This is a genomic window from Streptomyces melanosporofaciens (genome assembly GCF_900105695.1).
GTDB lineage: Bacteria > Actinomycetota > Actinomycetes > Streptomycetales > Streptomycetaceae > Streptomyces > Streptomyces antimycoticus.
Genome location: NZ_FNST01000002.1, coordinates 5,983,194 through 5,999,041, shown reverse-complemented (window position 1 = coordinate 5,999,041; position 15,848 = coordinate 5,983,194). Strand labels below are relative to the sequence as shown.

Genomic DNA, 15,848 nt, shown 5'->3' with positions numbered 1-15,848 from the left:
CAACGGCCCGCGCGGAAAAGGGGCGCCGTGGGCCGTGGCGCTCGGGTGGGTCGCGAGAAGGCGCTGCGATCGCAATGGGGACACCGTGGACGCCCGGTGGCAGTGATGCCCCCGGGACACCCACGGTCATCAAGAGACGAGGAAGGAGCTGTCCGCTGCCATGCCGCAGCCGCCAACCCGTCCTGGCCGAACACGACGCCGCTTGTCGAACAGCGGCCATGTCCTTGCGTCTGGGCGGGTACGTACCGGGGGCCGCGGCTGACGGCTAGTCCGTGAAGCGTTCCCCCCGCTCCGCCTTCTCCACCAGCAGCGCGGTCGGGGCGAACCGCTCCCCGTACGCCGCCTCCAGCTCCCGGGCACGGGCTACGAAACCGGCCACGCCGCCCTCGTAGCCGTTGATGTACTGCAGCACTCCGCCCGTCCAGCCGGGGAAGCCGATACCGAGGATGGAGCCGATGTTGGCGTCGGCCACGGAGGTCAGCACGCCCTCCTCCAGCAGCCGCACCGTGTCGATGGCCTCGCAGAAGAGCATCCGCTCCATCATGTCCTCGATGGGGATGCGGTTGCCCTCACCACCGGAACCACCGGGCCCACCGGAACCGCCAGACCCACCGGACCCACCGGACCCACCGGCACCCCCGGACCCACCCCGCCCGAAGTGCTCCCGCAGCCCCGGCCACAGCCGGATCCGCTTGCCGGTCGACTCGTCGTAGTCGTAGAAGCCCGCGCCGCCGCCGCGGCCGGGGCGCCCGAACTCCTCCACCATCCGGTCGATCACCGCGTCGGCCGGATGCGGCCGCCACGCGCCGCCCGCCTCCTCGGTCGCCCGGCGCGTCTCCTCGCGGATCTTGCGCGGCAGGGTCAGGGTCAGCTCGTCCATCAGGGAGAGCACCTTGGCCGGATATCCGGCCTGGGCCGCGGCCTGTTCCACGGAGGCCGGGTCGACGCCCTCCCCCACCATCGCCACGCCCTCGTTGAGGAAGTGGCCGATGACGCGGGAGGTGAAGAAGCCGCGGGAGTCATTGACCACGATCGGGGTCTTGTTGATCTGCCGCACCAGATCGAAGGCGCGGGCCAGCGCCTTGTCGCCGGTGCGCTCGCCCTTGATGATCTCGACCAGCGGCATCTTGTCGACGGGCGAGAAGAAGTGCAGTCCGATGAAGTCGTCGGCGCGCTGCACCCCCTCGGCGAGCAGGGTGATGGGGAGGGTGGAGGTGTTGGAGCACAGCAGCGAGTCCGGGGCGACGACGCCCTCGATCTCCTGGAACACCTTGTGCTTGAGCGCCGGGTCCTCGAAGACCGCCTCGATGACCGCGTCACACCCCTCGAGGTCGCTCAGATCGCCGGTCGGGGTGATCCGGGCCAGCAGCTCGTCCCGCTTGGCCTCGGTGGTCCGGCCCTTGGTGAGCGCCTTGGCCAGCAGTCCCTCGGCATACGCCTTGCCCTTGGCGGCGGCCTCCACGGACACGTCCTTGAGGACGACCTCGATGCCCGCCTTGGCGCATGCGTACGCGATGCCCGCGCCCATCATCCCGGCGCCCAGCACCGCGACCTTACGGACCTGACCGGGCTCGATCCCCTGGGGCCGGTTGGCCCCGGAGTTGACCGCCTGCAGATCGAAGAAGAACGCCTGGATCATGTTCTTGGCGGTCTGGCCGACGACCAGCTCGGTGAAGTACCGGGCCTCGATGGTCTGCGCGGTCTCGAAGTCCACCTGGGACCCCTCGACGGCGGCGGCCAGGATATTGCGCTGCGCCGGATAGGGCGCGCCGCCCAGCTGCTTGCGCAGATTGGCGGGGAAGGCGGGCAGATTGACGGCGAACTTCGGCTGCGCCGGGGTGCCGCCCGGGATCCGGTAGTCCTTGTCCTCCCAGGGCTGTGCCGACTCGGGGTGGGCGTCGATGAAGGCTCGCGCCTGGGCCAGCATCTCCTCAGGGGTGGCCACGACCTCGTGCACCAGCCCCGCCTCCTGGGCGCGCCGGGGGCTGTACCGGGCCCCCTGGAGCAGCCACTTGAGCAGCGCGTCGGTGACGCCGAGCAGCCGTACGGTACGGACGACGCCTCCGCTGCCCGGGAGCAGGCCCAGGGTGACCTCGGGGAAGCCGATGCGGGAGCCGGGGGCGTCGAGGGCGATGCGGTGGTGGCAGGAGAGCGCGATCTCCAGCCCGCCGCCGAGCGCCGCGCCGTTGATCGCGGCGACCACGGGCTTGCCGAGGGTCTCGATCCGGCGCAGCCCACGCTTGATGCGGAGGTTCTTCTCGTAGATCTCCTGGGCCTGGTCGGGCCCGACCCGAAGGAGGTCGTTGAGGTCGCCGCCGGCGAAGAAGGTCTTCTTGGCGGAGGTGACGATGATGCCGCGAATGGTGTCCCGCTCGGCCTCGACCCGGTCGGCGATCGCGTCGAGGGAGTCGATGAACGCGGCGTTCATGGTGTTGGCGGACTGGCCGGGGTCGTCGAGCACCAGGGTGACGACGCCCGCGTCGTCCTGCTCCCAGCGGATGGTCGAGGCGGTGGTGGGGTGGCTCATCTGAGGTCTCCAGGGCGAAGGGGAAGGGCGCGGCGAGGGGGCGGGAAGGAGGGGGAACGGCGGCGTGCCGGGAGCCGCTCGGCTCTACGGGGGCGTCCGGCGGATCTCAGGACCCCGGGGCCCGGGGCGCGGAGCCCCGCACGCGGCTGAGCCGCATATCGTCAGGTGTCGGGAAGGGGCGGGAGGGGAGCAGCCCGCCACGGGCGTCACGATCCGTCGGTCACCCCCTAGAGCCGCTCGACCACCGTCGCGATGCCCATCCCGCCTCCCACGCACAGCGTCACCAGCCCGAACCGCCCGTCGCGCCGCTCCAGCTCGTCGATCACCGTGCCGAGGATCATCGCGCCGGTCGCGCCCAGCGGATGGCCCATCGCGATCGCGCCGCCGTTGACGTTGACCTTGTCCAGGCTCAGCCCCATGTCGTCCACGAAGCGCAGCACCACCGCCGCGAACGCCTCGTTGATCTCGACCAGATCGATGTCGTCGATGGTCAGCCCGGCCTTGGTGAGCGCCTTACGGGTGGCGGGAGCCGGACCGGTGAGCATGATGGTGGGGTCGGCGCCGGAGACGGCGGCGGAGACGATCCGGGCGCGCGGGGTCAGCCCGAAGCGCTCGCCGACCTCGCGGTTGCCGATGGCGACCAGGGCGGCGCCGTCCACCATGCCCGAGGAGTTGCCGGCGTGGTGCACATGGTCGATCGCCTCGATCCAGTGGTACTTCTGCAGCGCCACCGCGTCGAAGCCGCCCGCCTCACCGATGGTGGCGAACGACGGCTTCAGGCCCGCCAGGGTCTCGGCGGTGGTGCCGGGGCGGATGTGCTCGTCCCGGTCGAGGACGGTCAGCCCGCTGCGGTCGCGGACCGGGACCACGGAGCGGTCGAAGTACCCCTCCTTCCAGGCCCGCGCGGCCCGCTCCTGGGAGAGCGCGGCGAAGCTGTCCACGTCATGGCGGCTGTAGCCGCCGGTGGTGGCGATGAGGTCGGCCCCGATGCCCTGCGGTACGAAACCGGTCTCGTAGTTGGTCATCGGGTCGGCGAACCAGGCGCCGCCGTCGGAGCCCATCTTCACCCGCGACATCGACTCGACACCGCCCGCGAGCACCAGGTCCTCCCAGCCGGAACGGATCTTGGCCGCGGCCAGGTTGACGGCCTCCAGGCCCGAGGCACAGAAGCGGTTCTCCTGGACGCCCGCGACCGTGTCCGGGAGCCCGGCCGCGATGGCCGCGATCTTGGCGATGTCCGAGCCCTGGTCGCCGAGCGGGCTGACGACGCCGAGGACCACGTCGTCGATGGCCGCCGGGTCCAGCTCCGGGAACCGCCGCCGCATCTCATGGATCAAGCCGACCACCAGGTCGACGGGCTTGGTGCCGTGCAGGGCACCGTCGGCCTTACCGCGCCCGCGCGGGGTGCGGATGGCGTCGTACACATACGCTTCGGTGCTCACGTCAGCGGCCTTTCAGGGGAGGGGTCGGGCGGGGACGGCTCAGGGGGCCGCCGGGAAGCGGACGGGGGTTCATGACACTCATGACGTTCCTGACGGGTTTCCCTCGACGAGTGAGGTGACTCCCCAGTCGCGGGCCACCTCGGCGGTGTCCGCCCCGGGCCGGACGGGCGCGCGGCGCACCGCGCCCGGGGTGGCGGAGAAGCGCGGGGCGGGCGCGGGCTGGGTGATCCCGCCGTGGTCGACGAAGGTGGAACGGGCGGCGAGGTGCGGATGGGCCGGGGCCTCCCGCAGCGACAGCACGGGGGCGACGCAGGCGTCCGAGGCGCTGAAGACGGCGGTCCACTCCTCGCGGCCGCGCTGCTTGAAGCGGTCCGCGATGGCGGCGCGCAGCGCGGCCCAGCTGTCGAAGTCGTCGCGGGCCGGGGCCTGGTCGGCGATGCCCAGCAGCTCGATGAACTCCGCGTAGAACTTCCGCTCCAGGGGCCCGACCGCCATATAGCCGCCATCGGCGGTCTCATAGGTGCCGTAGAAGGGGCAGCCGCCGTCGAGGAGATTGGTGCCGCGCTGGTCGCGCCAGCCCCCGGCGGCCATCATGCCGTGGATGGCGGAGGTCAGATGCGCGGTGCCGTCGACGATCGCGGCGTCCACGACCTGGCCGGGGCCGCCCGCGCGGGCGTGCTGCAGGGCGGCCAGGACGCCGATGACGAGATAGAGCGAGCCGCCCGCGTAGTCCCCCAGGAGGTTGGCGGGGGCGATGGGCGGGCCGTCCGCGGCGCCGATCATGCTGAGGGCGCCGGTAACGGCGATATAGCCGATGTCATGGCCTGCGGTCCGGGCGAGCGGGCCCTCCTGCCCCCAGCCGGTCATACGGCCGTAGACCAGCCGGGGGTTACGCGCCAGGCAGTCCTCCGGGCCGAGGCCCAGCTTCTCGGTGACCCCCGGGCGGTAGCCCTCGATGAGGATGTCGGCGCGCTCCACGAGATCGAGCACGGCGGCCACGCTCCCCTCGGCCTTCAGGTCGAGGAGCACCGAGCGCTTGTTGCGGTTGGCGAGGTCGTAGTCCGGATCGATCCGCAGGCCGGCGCCTCCGGGCCGGTCGACGCGGACGACATCGGCGCCGAGGTCGGCGAGGACCATGGCGGCGAACGGGCCCGGCCCGATCCCGGCGAGCTCCACCACCCGCACCCCGGCCAGCGGACCGGCCGCCGTCGCCCCGTCCTCCGCCGCCACCGTCATGCCGTCCCCCAATCGTGTGACACCACTGCTGTAACACCGCCGATGCTAAGAACGCGTCCCGCATTCCACAAGCCCTCTCCTGGGCCTGTGGACAACCAAGCCCCTTGCCCGGCAAGCGGGTTTGGTCCCTGCGGCAGCACGGCGGGCCGGGTGTGGCGCCGACCGGCCTTGCGGGTCAGGTCTTCTCCATGTCCGGCCCCGTCATCGACAGCGGCTGTTCGGGCACGAGATGGTCCTCGTCGCCCGCCGGATCGGTGAGCCGGCCCAGCCGGCGCGGCAGATCGGAGCCGACGAGCACGATCACCACCAGCGTCAGCCCGAAGGTGAGCACCGCCAGCGCCCGCCCGAGGGACATGCCCTCGGCCAGATGGGCGCCGAGCACCGGCGCCACCGCGCCGCCGAGCGCCCCGGTGTTGTAGACGAAGCCGAGCGAGGCCGCCCGCGTCTGAGTGGGGAAGTGACCCGCGATGTACTTCGGCAGGATGCCGGAGATCCCCTGGCTCAGCGCGAGCAGGAAGAACAGCAGCACGCCGAGCCCGACCAGGGTGTCCTGCACCGCGAACACCGGGAAGACGAAGGCCAGCGAGGCGAGCAGGGTGTAGACGTAGGCACGCCGGGTGCCGAGCCAGTCGCCCGCGAACCCCGCCAGCCAGCAGCCGGCCATCGTCCCGAACCCGGCGTAGAACATCACATCGGTGACCTCGGACGGGGTGTACCCGAGCTGCTCCTTCAGATAGGTGGGCAGCAGCGCCTGGATCGGCCAGCTGTAGAGGAAGGCGCAGAAGACCGTGCAGGTCAGGGCCACATACAGCGGCCAGCGGCGCCGACCGCCGAGCTGGGCCGCGAAGGCGATCAGGCATCCCGCCGCCAGGAGCGACAGCGGCCGGCGCCAGCCCGCGCCCAGCGGGGTGAAGACCAGGAACAGCGCGACGCTCGCGGCCACGGCCAGCGCCGTGTTGACGCTCGCGCGGGAGCGTCCGGCGAACAGCGGCCCGAAGGGGTTCGGCCGCGCCTTCGCCGTCGCCACCTCCTCGTGCCAGTCCCCGGCCTCCGGAAGCGCGCGCCGCACCCACAGCGCGACCAGCACCGGCAGCACGCCGATCCAGAACATCCAGCGCCAGCCCCAGTGGGGCACCACCCACTTGTAGAGCTCGGAGGCGAGGATGGTGCCGCCCGAGTAGCCCGAGATGAGGAAGCCGGAGGCGCGGTTGCGCAGCCGCGCGGGCCAGCTCTCCAGGACATAGGTGGCGCTGGCGCTGTACTCACCAGCCATGCCCATGCCAATCACTAGGCGAGCCGTGAACATGCTGATGTAGTTCCAGGCGAACCCACAGGCGAAAGTGCCGAGCGAGTAGAGCAGAATGCTGACGATCATGGCGGCCTTACGGCCGTAGCGGTCCCCCAGCGCCCCCAGCACCGCCCCGCCGAGCCAGCGGGTGATGAAGGCGCCCGAGACCAAACTCGCCGCCGACGCCGTGCTCAGATCGAATTCGTCGGCTATCTCGGTCAGGACGAGCGTGATCAGTACGAAGTCGAAACCATCGAGCAGATACCCGATCCAGGCGGCGAACATGGACTTCCACTGACCCCGCGAGACCTCTCGGTACCAGGGCACCGTGGTGGCTTCGGTCACGGCAACAGCCCTCCCTCCTCCAGGAGTTGACGTACGGTCTTGACGGCCGCCTCGCCCAGCGGCACCTGGGGCGCGGCGGTGTCCGCGCACTCGATCACGCCCAGCAGCCGCAGCGCGGCCTTGAAACCGCCCAGCCCCGCCGAACTGCCGCCCATCAGCGCCGGGTCCCCGGCGTCGGTGATGGCGAAGAGGGCGGCCAGCCGGTCCTGTTCGGCGGCCGCCTGCTCCCACCGCCCCGCCCGCGCGTGCTCGTACAGCCGGACGAACCCGGCCGGGTCGACGTTGGCCAGCCCCGGGACAACGCCATGGGCTCCCGCCAGCAGGGCGCCGTCCACCGACAGTTCGGAGCCGGTGAGCACGGTGAAGGAGTCGTTGAGGCCGCGACGGCGGACCTCGACGAGGACCCGCCGCAGCGCCCCGTCGTCCCCGCTGCTGTCCTTGATCCCCGCCAGGGTGGCGTCGGCGGCCAGCGGAAGCAGGATCGAGGGCGTCAGCTTGGAGTGGACGGAGACCGGGATGTCGTACGCGAACAGCGGCACGTCCACACCGTCGCGCAGCCGCCGGAAGTGGTCGGCGATCTCCAGGGGATGGGTGCGGGTGTAGAAGGGCGCGGTGGCCACGACGGCGTCCGCGCCGAGCTCGGCCGCCGTACGGGCGTGATCGAGGACCCGCGCGGTCGTCATGTCGATCGCCCCCGCGAGGACGGGCACCCGGCCGTCCACGGTCTCGATGACCGTCTTAAGGGCCGTGACGCGGCTTCGGTCGCTCAGATAGGCGGCCTCGCCGCTGGAGCCGAGCGCGAACAGCGCGCTCACCCCCGCGTCGATCAGCCGCTCGGCGAGCGCGGCGAGGGAAGAGGTATCGACCTCGCCCGCGGGCGTGAGCGGGGTGCACAGGGGCGGAACGACACCGGTAAGGGGAGCCGGAAGACTCATCGACACCCAGCCTTCTGGATAGCGGGACAATTAGGACGTGGGACGTCCTATGTTCGGGGCCGAATCTGACGGAGTGCCATCGCGCTGTCAAGTACATTCCCCCCTCAGCGCCTCGTCCGAATCCCGCCAGCGCTCCGGCAGCCCACCGGCCAATCTGGAATACATGAGCGAGAACTACGAGATGCGGGCCATCGCGCCCGAGGTGCTGAAGCAGTTGCGGATCACGGACGACGCGGGAAACCCGCCGCGCGTGGTGGTGGAGGACGAGGAGGGCGGCAACCCGATGCGCTGCTGCCTGGGCCGGAGTCGGCCGCACGAGACCGTCCTGCTCGTCTCCTACGCCCCGCTGCACCGCTGGGCACAGGAGACGGGAGCCACGCCCGGCCCGTACGACGAGGTCGGCCCGGTCTTCATCCACCCCGAGGAGTGCGACGGCTGGACCGGCCCCGGGATCGCGGAAGGCATCCGGGGCGAGCGGCGGGTGCTGCGGGCGTACTCCGCCGAGGGCAGCATCCTCGGCGGCCGGCTGCTGAACGGCGGCGAACCGACGATCGAGGAGGGGCTGGCCGAGCTGTACGCGGACCCGCGGGTGGCGGCGGTGCATGTGCGCGCCGTCGAGTTCGGCTGCTTCCTGGCCGAGACGCGACGGGTCTGAGGCATCCGGCACCCCGAGGGCCAGGCGACGCCGGGGGGTACAGGGGTTCGCCCGGCGCCTCGCTCGGAGTACCGCGTGCACCGCCGCCACGTTCGGACGTCGGGCTCACCACACCGCGTTCAGAGCGTGGCGGCTTTCAGGGCCCGGCGGCACAGCGCGTCCGCGCGCCGTGTCGTCTCGGGCTGCCGGAAGCCGCGGGCCAGATGCAGGGTGTACGCGCAGGCGTCCGCGATGGTCACCCGGTGGCCGACGGAGACGAAGAGCGGCTTCACACCGTCGCGGGTGCGCAGCGCCCGGCCGACCTCCTCGTCCCCGTCGAGCAGCGGGGACCAGTCGCCGCGGCGCGGCCCCGGGTCGGCGTGGCGGAAGCCGAAGGGGCTCTTGGCGACGCCGATAGTGGGCAGCCCGGTCAGCACCCCGAGATGGCTGGCCAGCCCGAACCGGCGGGGGTGGGCGAGGCCGTAGCCGTCGCACACCACCAGGTCGGGGCGGCGGCCGAGCCGCCGGTCGAGGTCGCCGAGCGCGTCGAGGACGGCCGGGATCTCACGGAACGCCAGCAGCCCGGGGACGTACGGGAAGGTGACCCGGCCGACCGCGGTCGCCTCCGCGACGACGGCGAGGCCACGGGCGTCCAGGGCCACGGCGGCGGCCGCGACCAGGTCGCGCTCGTCGTCGTACGCCACGTCCACCCCGACGAGCGCGCCGGTGCCGGTGCCCGGCTCGGGCAGCTCCCCGCCGACGACCACGGACGCCCGCGTCCGCTCCTGGACGGCGATGGCCTCGGCCTCGGTCGTGGGCCAGTCGCGGGGCAGTTCATATCGTGGATCGACGGCGCTGGTCATCGTGTGGCTCACGTTACTAGCCTGCACATCATGTTCGTACTGGAGATCACCTACACCGCCTCGGCCGACCGCGTCGAGGCCGCCCTCCCCGAACACCTCGTCTGGGTGGACGACCACTTCGCGAACGGCACCTTCCTCGCCTCCGGCCCCAAGAACCCCCGCGACGGCGGGGTCATCCTGGCGCTCGGCGACGACCGGGCCAGGATCGAGGAGATGGTGGCGAGTGACCCCTTCGTGGTCGCGGGCGTCGGCGACTACACCATCACCGAGTTTCTGGCCACGCGTACGGCCCCCGCGCTCGCCGATTACCGCCAGCAGCGGCCGTAAGGAGCCCGTTTCGGCTTATGCCTTGAGGGAGGCTATGAACGCGGCCCACGATCCGGCGGGGAACAGGAGGGCGGGGCCGTCGGGGTCCTTGGAGTCACGGACCGGGACGAGGCCCGGAAGGTTGTCGGCGATCTCGACGCATTCGCCGCCGTCACCATTGCTGTAACTGCTCTTGCGCCACGCGGCAGTGCTCAGGTCCGGGGTTGTGGGCATGAGTTCAGTCCATCTTGAGGCTTGCAACGAAAGTGGCCCAGGATCGGGCGGCGAATATGAGGGCGGGACCATCGGGGCACTTGGAGTCACGGACCGGGACGAGGCCCGGAAGGTTGTCGGCGACCTCGACGCAATCGCCGCCGTCGCCGTTGCTGTAGCTGCTCTTGCGCCAGACCGCTGCACTTATGTCCTTGGTCGTGGGCATGGGGTGTAGTCCTCCATCGCGGCTTGGATCATTGCCTCGGAGTCACGAGGCGAGAGGGCCATGGCCCTGAGCAGATCGTAGTTCTCCCGACGTAATGCGACTCCCACTTGGTCTTCGACGAGGATTCCTGATCGGCTGCCCTCTTCGTAGGCAACCGGGGGTTCGCCGGGCACGGTGTAGAGCTTCAGCACACCGCCCAGCATCTCCGGGTGCTCGCCCACCGCGAAGGGAAGCACCTGAATGGTCACGTGCGACCCGGTCCCGTGCTTGAGCAGGGACGCCAATTGATCGCGCGTGACGTCCGGTCCGCCGATGGGACGGTGCAGCACGGCCTCGTCCAGGATGAACCAGCAGCGCGGCGGCTTGGGTTCGATCAGCCGGGCTTGCCGGTCGATGCGCGCTTTAACCATGGCCTCGATCTCCGCGTTCGGCGCGTGCGGATGGACACTGCGCATCAACGCCTCCGCATACTGCGGTGTCTGGAGCAGTCCGGGAGCGCCCATGCTCACGTACTGCTCGATAACGGCAGCGCGCTTCTCGATCTCGATCATTCGCCGGTACTTCCCCGGAAACGGCTCGTTCTTCGCCAGCGCATACACCCGCGCGAACATCCCATCCGTGCCGAAGCACGCGTCCAGCTTCGCCGGTAGGTCGTCGTACGGAAGCGATTCGGCCCCCTCGATGCGCGCTAAGTGCGACTTGCTGTAGTTCAGCACCTCGGACAGCCGCCGCAGCGACATGTCCGCCTTCTCGCGATGGCGGCGGATCTCCGCGCCGAACAGGTCGCGCGCGGAGCGGTCGGGGAAGAGTTCGCGTGGCTGGAACGTCATTGGTCCATCCCTCCTGGTCCCCCTGTCCGGCTGGGACCGCTGGCTTGTTTTGAGCTTACGCTCCGGAGGGCAACACACTTGACACGTTCCGTAATTGAGCCCCGGCGACCGCACGCGCTACGGGGTGTCCGGCGGACCACGCGGCAGAGCCGCATGTCTATGCTGCGGGGCGGGGCGAAGTCGCGGTCCGGGGCCTGGGGCGGAGCCCCAGTTGCGGGAAGGGGCGGGGAGGGGAGCAGCCCGCCGCAGGCGCCAAGACCCGGCGGGCACCCCCCAGCGGGCCTAACGGGAGACGCAGAGCCGGACCACCAGCGAGACGCAGCCCCGGGAGTCGCCGGAGCCGGACTCGGAGCCGTGGTCGTTCGGCCCGGCCGTGGGCCGCTGCGTCGGCTCGTCGGTGGGCTGCTGCGTCGGCTCATCCGTGGGCTGCCCGCTCGGGGTGCCCTCCGGGCCCTCGGTCCCGCCGTCCGTGGGCTTCCCGGTCGGTTCGTCCGTCGGCTGGTGCGACGGGCTGCCCGAAGGGGAGGACGAACCGGAGGAAGAGGGCGAGCCGGGCGAAGACGGCCGGGACGAGGGCGAAGCGGAAGAAGAGGACGACGGCGCCTTCCGCGAGGGCGAGACGGCGCTGGACGGCACATCCGCCGGGGAGTGCCCCGTGGGCACGCCCGACGTGGACGGCCGGTTCCGGGACGCCTCCCCCGGAGCCCCCGTCCGCGACCCGTCCGAGTGCCGCGAGGCCCCGGACGTGGCGGACGTACCCGAAGCCGACGAGGAGCCGGACGAAGCGGAAGAGTCAGACGGATCAGAGGAGTCGGACGTGTCCGATATGGACGGCGCCGACGCCCCGGCCGGTTGCTGGGCCTCCGCCGAGCCGCCGTCCGTCAGCGCGAGCCCCGTCATGACCGCCGCACCCGCGACCAGCAGCACCCCGCCCGCGGCCGCCGCGACCGCCACCGGCCCCGCCTGGCGCACCTGCCCGCGGACGAGGTGGCGCATGGAGCGTCGGGAGGAGACCAGCGGGCCGTTCGACGGGGCCGCGTGCGCACCGCCGGCCGCCAGGGTGCCCACTCCGGCCGCCCCTACGGCACCCACCGCGGCCGCGGCCGCCAGGGGCGCCAGGAAGCGCGCCATGCCCCGGTCGTACAGCGCCAGCAGCGCCGGGCCGATCAGCGCGGGCAGCCGGTCGTCGGCCGCCACGAGCTGCTCCATCCGGCCCCGGCAGTCCCGGCAGCCGTCGATGTGCACGGCGATCCGCTCGGCCTGATGCGGGGAGTCCGTGCCCTGCACATGGCCGGGCAGCCGCTCCCAGTGCTCACCGCACGCGGCGCTCGCCGGATAGCCGGGCTGGGCGCGCAGGAACTCCTGGCGCACACTCCCCCGGACGCGCTCCACCAGGGCCGCCGCGCCGTCCGCGTTCACCCCGGCCCGCCACGCCACCTCCTCCGGCGGCAGCCCGTCCACTTCGGCGAGCCAGAGCACCTTCACCCAGCGCTGCGGCAGCTCATGGAGGACCTGCACGAGCGGTTCGAGGTACGACGCCTGCTGTTCCGGGCCCCAGCCCCCCGCCCCGGCCGAGAGCCCCCTCACGGCGCTCGTCAGCTCGGCGGGGACGGCGTCGGCACCGAGCGGGTGCCCGGCGCGCAGTCGGCGCCACACGCTGTAGTGCGCCTCGGCCACCAGGTCCCCGGCAACCCAGGGGTTACCGGTAAGAGTTCGGGCATATCCGCACAGACGCGAATATTCGGCTTCGTAGATACGGGTGTAGGCGGCCGCGTCGAGCGGTGCGTGACCTTCGGTCATGGTGGAACAACCCCTGGGGTGGGTGCCTCGTCACTGCCGCGGTTCTGTAACAGCTCCGCACGGCGCCCCGAGACCTTGCATGGTTTGGCAAGCCTAAATGCCCTATGTCCCCTCGAAAAAACACTCGTGACGCACGTCACGTCGAAAGCGGGTGCACTGCCCTGATCGCCCAAACGTCTTAACCCTCGAAAGGGCGACGCGCCCCGCACCTATCGCAAGGGAGCCGACGTGACCACTGTCATCGATCAAGCCGTCCAGGCACAGCTCATCGCGTCGACGCCCGAGTCACGCGCGATTCCGGCGTGCCTGCGCTATGAGCGGGACGACCCGTTCGCCGTCCGTGTCTCCTTCCCGCCCTCCGCGTCCCTCGACGGCTCCGCGGTGGAGTGGACGTTCGGGCGGGAGCTGCTCTCGGCCGGGCTGCGCGGCCCGGCGGGGAGCGGGGATGTGCAGATGTGGCCGTGCGGACCGCGGCGGACGGTCCTGGAGTTCCATGCCCCCGAGGGCATGGCCATGGTCCAGTTCGACACCGCGGATCTCCGCAGATTCCTCGGCCGCTCGTTCGCCATCGTCCCCGAGGGCAGCGAGGCCGGGGAGCTCGACCTGGACCAGGGGCTGGCGTCGCTGCTGAGAGACGCCTGAGCCGGTACGGACACCTGTCCTGTCAGCCCGCCCGTACGGACGAGTGAGCCTGTCCGTACGGACACCCGTGACACCGCCCGTACGGACACCTGGAGCCCGCCCGTACGGACACCTGTGAGCCCGCCGCCCTTACGGACAACCCGCGAGCCCGTACGGCGGACACCCGTCAGCGCGTACAGGGCCTTGAGCCCGCCCTTACGGTGAGGGGGTCAGGTGGCGGTCGCGGTCGTGGTCGCCGCCAGCATGGCCGTGGCGACGGCGGCGGCGAGCGCCGTCCGCACCTGGGCGATCACCTTCTCCAGCACCGGCCCCATGCCCCCGCAGCGCTCCCCCAGTTCGAGGATCCGGTGCTTGCGGACCTTGGCATCCGTGGCCGTGACCACGGCCCTCAGCTCGCCCGCCGCCGCCAGGGTGACCAACGCCGCGTCCCGTTCGGACACTTCGGCCACCGGCTCCTCGCCGTGCAGCACGCGCACCGCGTCATCCCGCATTCCGGCCACCTGATCGGGCCGTTCCAGCGTGTACTCCTTGGCCGGGAACAGCCCCAGCACCCGCCTCCCCTTCGCCCGCACATACCCGGCCGCCACCATCTGGTCGCGGACCGCGTGCTCGGTCAGCCGTGGCTGGTGTCCCACCCAGATCTGCCAGCTGCGCGGCCGCGATTCGCCGATCAGCTCCAGCAGCCCGTCGAGCGCCCGGTCTCCCGTGGCGGCGTCGGCCACCGGGCATGGGCTGCCGTCGGTGTCGGTGAGCATGCCCCGCTGAACGAGCTCGGTAAGGGCGGCGGCGCGGACGAGGAGGGCGGTGTGAGAGCCGGTGGGCAGGCCGGTCTCGGGATCGTAGGAGAGCAGGTAGAGGGAGGCGGCGAGGGAGAGCGAGCCGTTCGGCATGGGAACCTCCGACGGTCGGGCGTCCGGTGGGGCGGCGTACCTCGACCATATCGGCCACGTGCCCCCATGATCGACCCTCCGCCACGAGGTTCCGGCGGGGCCGGGCATGTCGTCTTCCCTGGGGCTCGGCCGCCCCGGGCCCGTCGCCTTCGTCCGGGCTACGGCAGGCCCGGCCCTGGGTCCCGGGCTGCTACGGGGCCCATCGCTTCCGTACGGGATGTGGCAGGCCATGGGTCCCGGCCGTCCCGGGGCCCGTTGCCCCCGTACGGACACGGCAGGGCCCGGATCCCGGCCGTCCCAGGGCCGTTGCCCCCCGTACGGGACGTGGCAGGGGCCCGGGCACGCGGAGATGGCGGCCACGCGTACCCCCGTGTGTACGCGTAACCGCCACCGGTCCCATTCCCCCGTCGGCCTCGCTCGGGCCTGTCACCCCCGTTGGCCCGTCGGGCCCATGTGACCCCCTGTCGGCCCTCCTGGAGCCGAGTCCTTCGTCGGCCCTCTCGGGCCGCCTCCTGCGTCGGCCCCCTCGGCCGTCCCACTCCCCGTCAGCCGCCTCAGGCTGCGTCCCCCGTCGGCCCTCGTCTGGCCGGGTCCCCCGTCGGCCCCCTTTGGCGGGTAACCCCCGTCGCCCTCAGGCCGCGTCGCCCCCGTTCGCTCCCTCGGGCCGTCACCCCCGTCAGCCCGCCGGCCCCTCGGCCCCCGCGCCGCCCCCGTCAGGTCCCATCAGGACCCGTCACCGTCCAGGACCCGTCAGGACCCGTCAGGACCCGCTCACGGGTGGTACAGCTTCACCACCGCGGTCGTGGTGGTCCGCTTGAAGTCGGCGACCGGCGCCTGGTCGAAGCCGCCCATCTCGCCCCACGACACGACGGTGACGGTCCGGCCGTCGCGCCCCACCCCGAAGAGGTGGATGCCGGGCTCCGAGTCCGGGTACGAGGTGTGGACGCCGTAGACATGGGCGCCGTCCTCGGCCGTCAGCGCGCCGTAGTCCCGCCCTGAGGCGGTGCCCTCCGGATAGTCGCGCACCCAGTCCGCGGCGCAGTTCCGGATCTTCTTCTCGGCCGCGGCGGCGAGCTTGCGGGCCGCCTCCACCGTGCCGGTCCTGACCACGATCTGGGTGGCGCTGGTGTCGTATTCGGTCCAGAACGTGCGATGGGTCGCCCCGGCCGACGGCAGGGTCTTCTCCACGCAGAACGGAGGGGTCTCGGGCAGGCCCCGAGTGACATCACTCGCGTACCAATCCGAACTCGGATGCGGCGGGAGTTCCCTCGGCACCAGGTGGCCGGGGGTGCCCTGGGGTACGGCCGCCTGCGCCTCCGCCCGGGCCGATGGTGCCTGGGCCTGGGCCGGCCCGGTCCCGGCCACGGCCACGACGGCGGCCGCGGCCACGACGCCGAGCGCGGCGCCGCGGAATGAGTGCGTGGGCTTGTGCATGAGGTGTTTCCCCGTCTCTTCCCGAACTCAGGATTTCTTCATGTCTGCCGTCGTACCGGCAGGTCGCGGCGGCAGGACAAGCGTGTGCGCCACCTGGCCGTGGCCGCTACGACCGGCGGGGCATGCGGGACGCTGGAATGCCTGCACGTACGCTGACTTGGGGCTATGACAACACCCTGGAACGCGCCCGTGGAACGCCCACGGGACGAAGGTCGCGGGCCGGGGACGATATGGGGG

Annotated in this window: 15 protein-coding genes; 3 read left to right on the top strand and 12 right to left on the bottom strand. The window is 71.8% G+C overall.

Going from position 1 to position 15,848, the window contains the following annotated elements; genetic code table 11:
- Positions 1-265: 265 nt before the first annotated feature.
- The 5 genes from BLV72_RS28850 to BLV72_RS28830 all read right to left on the bottom strand — a co-directional run bounded on the left by BLV72_RS28850 (position 266) and on the right by BLV72_RS28830 (position 7,773).
- Positions 266-2,527 (bottom strand): 3-hydroxyacyl-CoA dehydrogenase NAD-binding domain-containing protein, encoded by a 2,262-nt coding sequence (locus BLV72_RS28850; protein WP_093465896.1) that lies wholly within the window; start codon positions 2,525-2,527, stop codon positions 266-268.
- A 227-nt stretch (positions 2,528-2,754) separates the two neighbouring features.
- Positions 2,755-3,969, bottom strand: coding sequence for an acetyl-CoA C-acetyltransferase (locus BLV72_RS28845; protein WP_093465894.1), 1,215 nt, complete (start codon positions 3,967-3,969; stop codon positions 2,755-2,757).
- 78 nt (positions 3,970-4,047) lie between these two features.
- Positions 4,048-5,205: a CaiB/BaiF CoA transferase family protein gene (locus BLV72_RS28840; protein WP_208905765.1), complete on the bottom strand. Its 1,158-nt coding sequence runs from the start codon at positions 5,203-5,205 to the stop codon at positions 4,048-4,050.
- A 175-nt stretch (positions 5,206-5,380) separates the two neighbouring features.
- Positions 5,381-6,838: a sialate:H+ symport family MFS transporter gene (locus BLV72_RS28835; RefSeq protein WP_093465892.1), complete on the bottom strand. Its 1,458-nt coding sequence runs from the start codon at positions 6,836-6,838 to the stop codon at positions 5,381-5,383.
- Positions 6,835-7,773 carry a dihydrodipicolinate synthase family protein gene (locus tag BLV72_RS28830; protein ID WP_093465890.1) on the bottom strand — a complete coding sequence of 313 codons (939 nt, stop codon included), beginning with the start codon at positions 7,771-7,773 and terminating at the stop codon, positions 6,835-6,837. The genes BLV72_RS28835 and BLV72_RS28830 overlap by 4 nt, the downstream gene beginning before the upstream one ends.
- Positions 7,774-7,936: 163 nt before the next feature.
- On the opposite strand from BLV72_RS28830, the gene BLV72_RS28825 reads away from it, so the two are divergent.
- Entirely contained in the window at positions 7,937-8,428 is a 492-nt protein-coding gene (locus BLV72_RS28825; RefSeq protein ID WP_093465888.1) for a DUF1203 domain-containing protein, read from the top strand.
- Between the two features lie 119 nt (positions 8,429-8,547).
- On the opposite strand, the gene BLV72_RS28820 is transcribed toward BLV72_RS28825, so the two are convergent.
- Positions 8,548-9,270, bottom strand: a complete 723-nt coding sequence (locus BLV72_RS28820) for an endonuclease V (protein ID WP_093465887.1) — start codon at positions 9,268-9,270, stop codon at positions 8,548-8,550.
- Between the two features lie 30 nt (positions 9,271-9,300).
- Between BLV72_RS28820 and BLV72_RS28815 the strand changes: the two genes are divergently transcribed.
- Complete coding sequence (locus tag BLV72_RS28815; RefSeq protein ID WP_093465885.1) at positions 9,301-9,597, top strand: YciI family protein; 297 nt, start codon at positions 9,301-9,303, stop codon at positions 9,595-9,597.
- A 15-nt stretch (positions 9,598-9,612) separates the two neighbouring features.
- On the opposite strand, the gene BLV72_RS28810 is transcribed toward BLV72_RS28815, so the two are convergent.
- The 4 genes from BLV72_RS28810 to BLV72_RS28795 form a co-directional block, all read right to left on the bottom strand.
- Positions 9,613-9,810, bottom strand: a complete 198-nt coding sequence (locus BLV72_RS28810) for a DUF397 domain-containing protein (protein WP_093465883.1) — start codon at positions 9,808-9,810, stop codon at positions 9,613-9,615.
- Positions 9,811-9,814: 4 nt separating this feature from the next.
- On the bottom strand, positions 9,815-10,015 hold the full coding sequence (locus tag BLV72_RS28805) for a DUF397 domain-containing protein (protein ID WP_093465881.1): 201 nt from the start codon (positions 10,013-10,015) through the stop codon (positions 9,815-9,817).
- Entirely contained in the window at positions 9,994-10,845 is an 852-nt protein-coding gene (locus BLV72_RS28800) for a helix-turn-helix domain-containing protein (protein WP_093465879.1), read from the bottom strand. Before BLV72_RS28800 ends, BLV72_RS28805 begins: the two co-directional genes overlap by 22 nt.
- 282 nt (positions 10,846-11,127) lie before the next feature.
- Positions 11,128-12,645, bottom strand: coding sequence for a hypothetical protein (locus tag BLV72_RS28795; RefSeq protein WP_093465877.1), 1,518 nt, complete (start codon positions 12,643-12,645; stop codon positions 11,128-11,130).
- A 228-nt stretch (positions 12,646-12,873) separates the two neighbouring features.
- Between BLV72_RS28795 and ssgD the strand changes: the two genes are divergently transcribed.
- Positions 12,874-13,287: a spore wall synthesis regulator SsgD gene (gene ssgD / locus BLV72_RS28790; RefSeq protein WP_093465876.1), complete on the top strand. Its 414-nt coding sequence runs from the start codon at positions 12,874-12,876 to the stop codon at positions 13,285-13,287.
- A 209-nt stretch (positions 13,288-13,496) separates the two neighbouring features.
- On the opposite strand, the gene BLV72_RS28785 is transcribed toward ssgD, so the two are convergent.
- Positions 13,497-14,177: a GOLPH3/VPS74 family protein gene (locus BLV72_RS28785; protein WP_093465874.1), complete on the bottom strand. Its 681-nt coding sequence runs from the start codon at positions 14,175-14,177 to the stop codon at positions 13,497-13,499.
- A 771-nt stretch (positions 14,178-14,948) separates the two neighbouring features.
- Positions 14,949-15,611: a hypothetical protein gene (locus BLV72_RS48065; RefSeq protein ID WP_093465872.1), complete on the bottom strand. Its 663-nt coding sequence runs from the start codon at positions 15,609-15,611 to the stop codon at positions 14,949-14,951.
- Positions 15,612-15,848 lie beyond the last annotated feature (237 nt).

Bases quoted from the DNA above. Each gene is read 5' to 3' on its own strand.
- BLV72_RS28850 (WP_093465896.1), bottom strand. From the start codon at position 2,527: ATGAGCCACCCCACCACCGCCTCGACCATCCGCTGGGAGCAGGACGAC.
- BLV72_RS28840 (WP_208905765.1), bottom strand. From the start codon at position 5,205: ATGACGGTGGCGGCGGAGGACGGGGCGACGGCGGCCGGTCCGCTGGCC.
- BLV72_RS28830 (WP_093465890.1), bottom strand. From the start codon at position 7,773: ATGAGTCTTCCGGCTCCCCTTACCGGTGTCGTTCCGCCCCTGTGCACC.
- BLV72_RS28825 (WP_093465888.1), top strand. From the start codon at position 7,937: ATGAGCGAGAACTACGAGATGCGGGCCATCGCGCCCGAGGTGCTGAAG.
- BLV72_RS28820 (WP_093465887.1), bottom strand. From the start codon at position 9,270: ATGACCAGCGCCGTCGATCCACGATATGAACTGCCCCGCGACTGGCCC.
- BLV72_RS28815 (WP_093465885.1), top strand. From the start codon at position 9,301: ATGTTCGTACTGGAGATCACCTACACCGCCTCGGCCGACCGCGTCGAG.
- BLV72_RS28810 (WP_093465883.1), bottom strand. From the start codon at position 9,810: ATGCCCACAACCCCGGACCTGAGCACTGCCGCGTGGCGCAAGAGCAGT.
- BLV72_RS28805 (WP_093465881.1), bottom strand. From the start codon at position 10,015: ATGCCCACGACCAAGGACATAAGTGCAGCGGTCTGGCGCAAGAGCAGC.
- BLV72_RS28800 (WP_093465879.1), bottom strand. From the start codon at position 10,845: ATGACGTTCCAGCCACGCGAACTCTTCCCCGACCGCTCCGCGCGCGAC.
- BLV72_RS28795 (WP_093465877.1), bottom strand. From the start codon at position 12,645: ATGACCGAAGGTCACGCACCGCTCGACGCGGCCGCCTACACCCGTATC.
- BLV72_RS28785 (WP_093465874.1), bottom strand. From the start codon at position 14,177: ATGCCGAACGGCTCGCTCTCCCTCGCCGCCTCCCTCTACCTGCTCTCC.
- BLV72_RS48065 (WP_093465872.1), bottom strand. From the start codon at position 15,611: ATGCACAAGCCCACGCACTCATTCCGCGGCGCCGCGCTCGGCGTCGTG.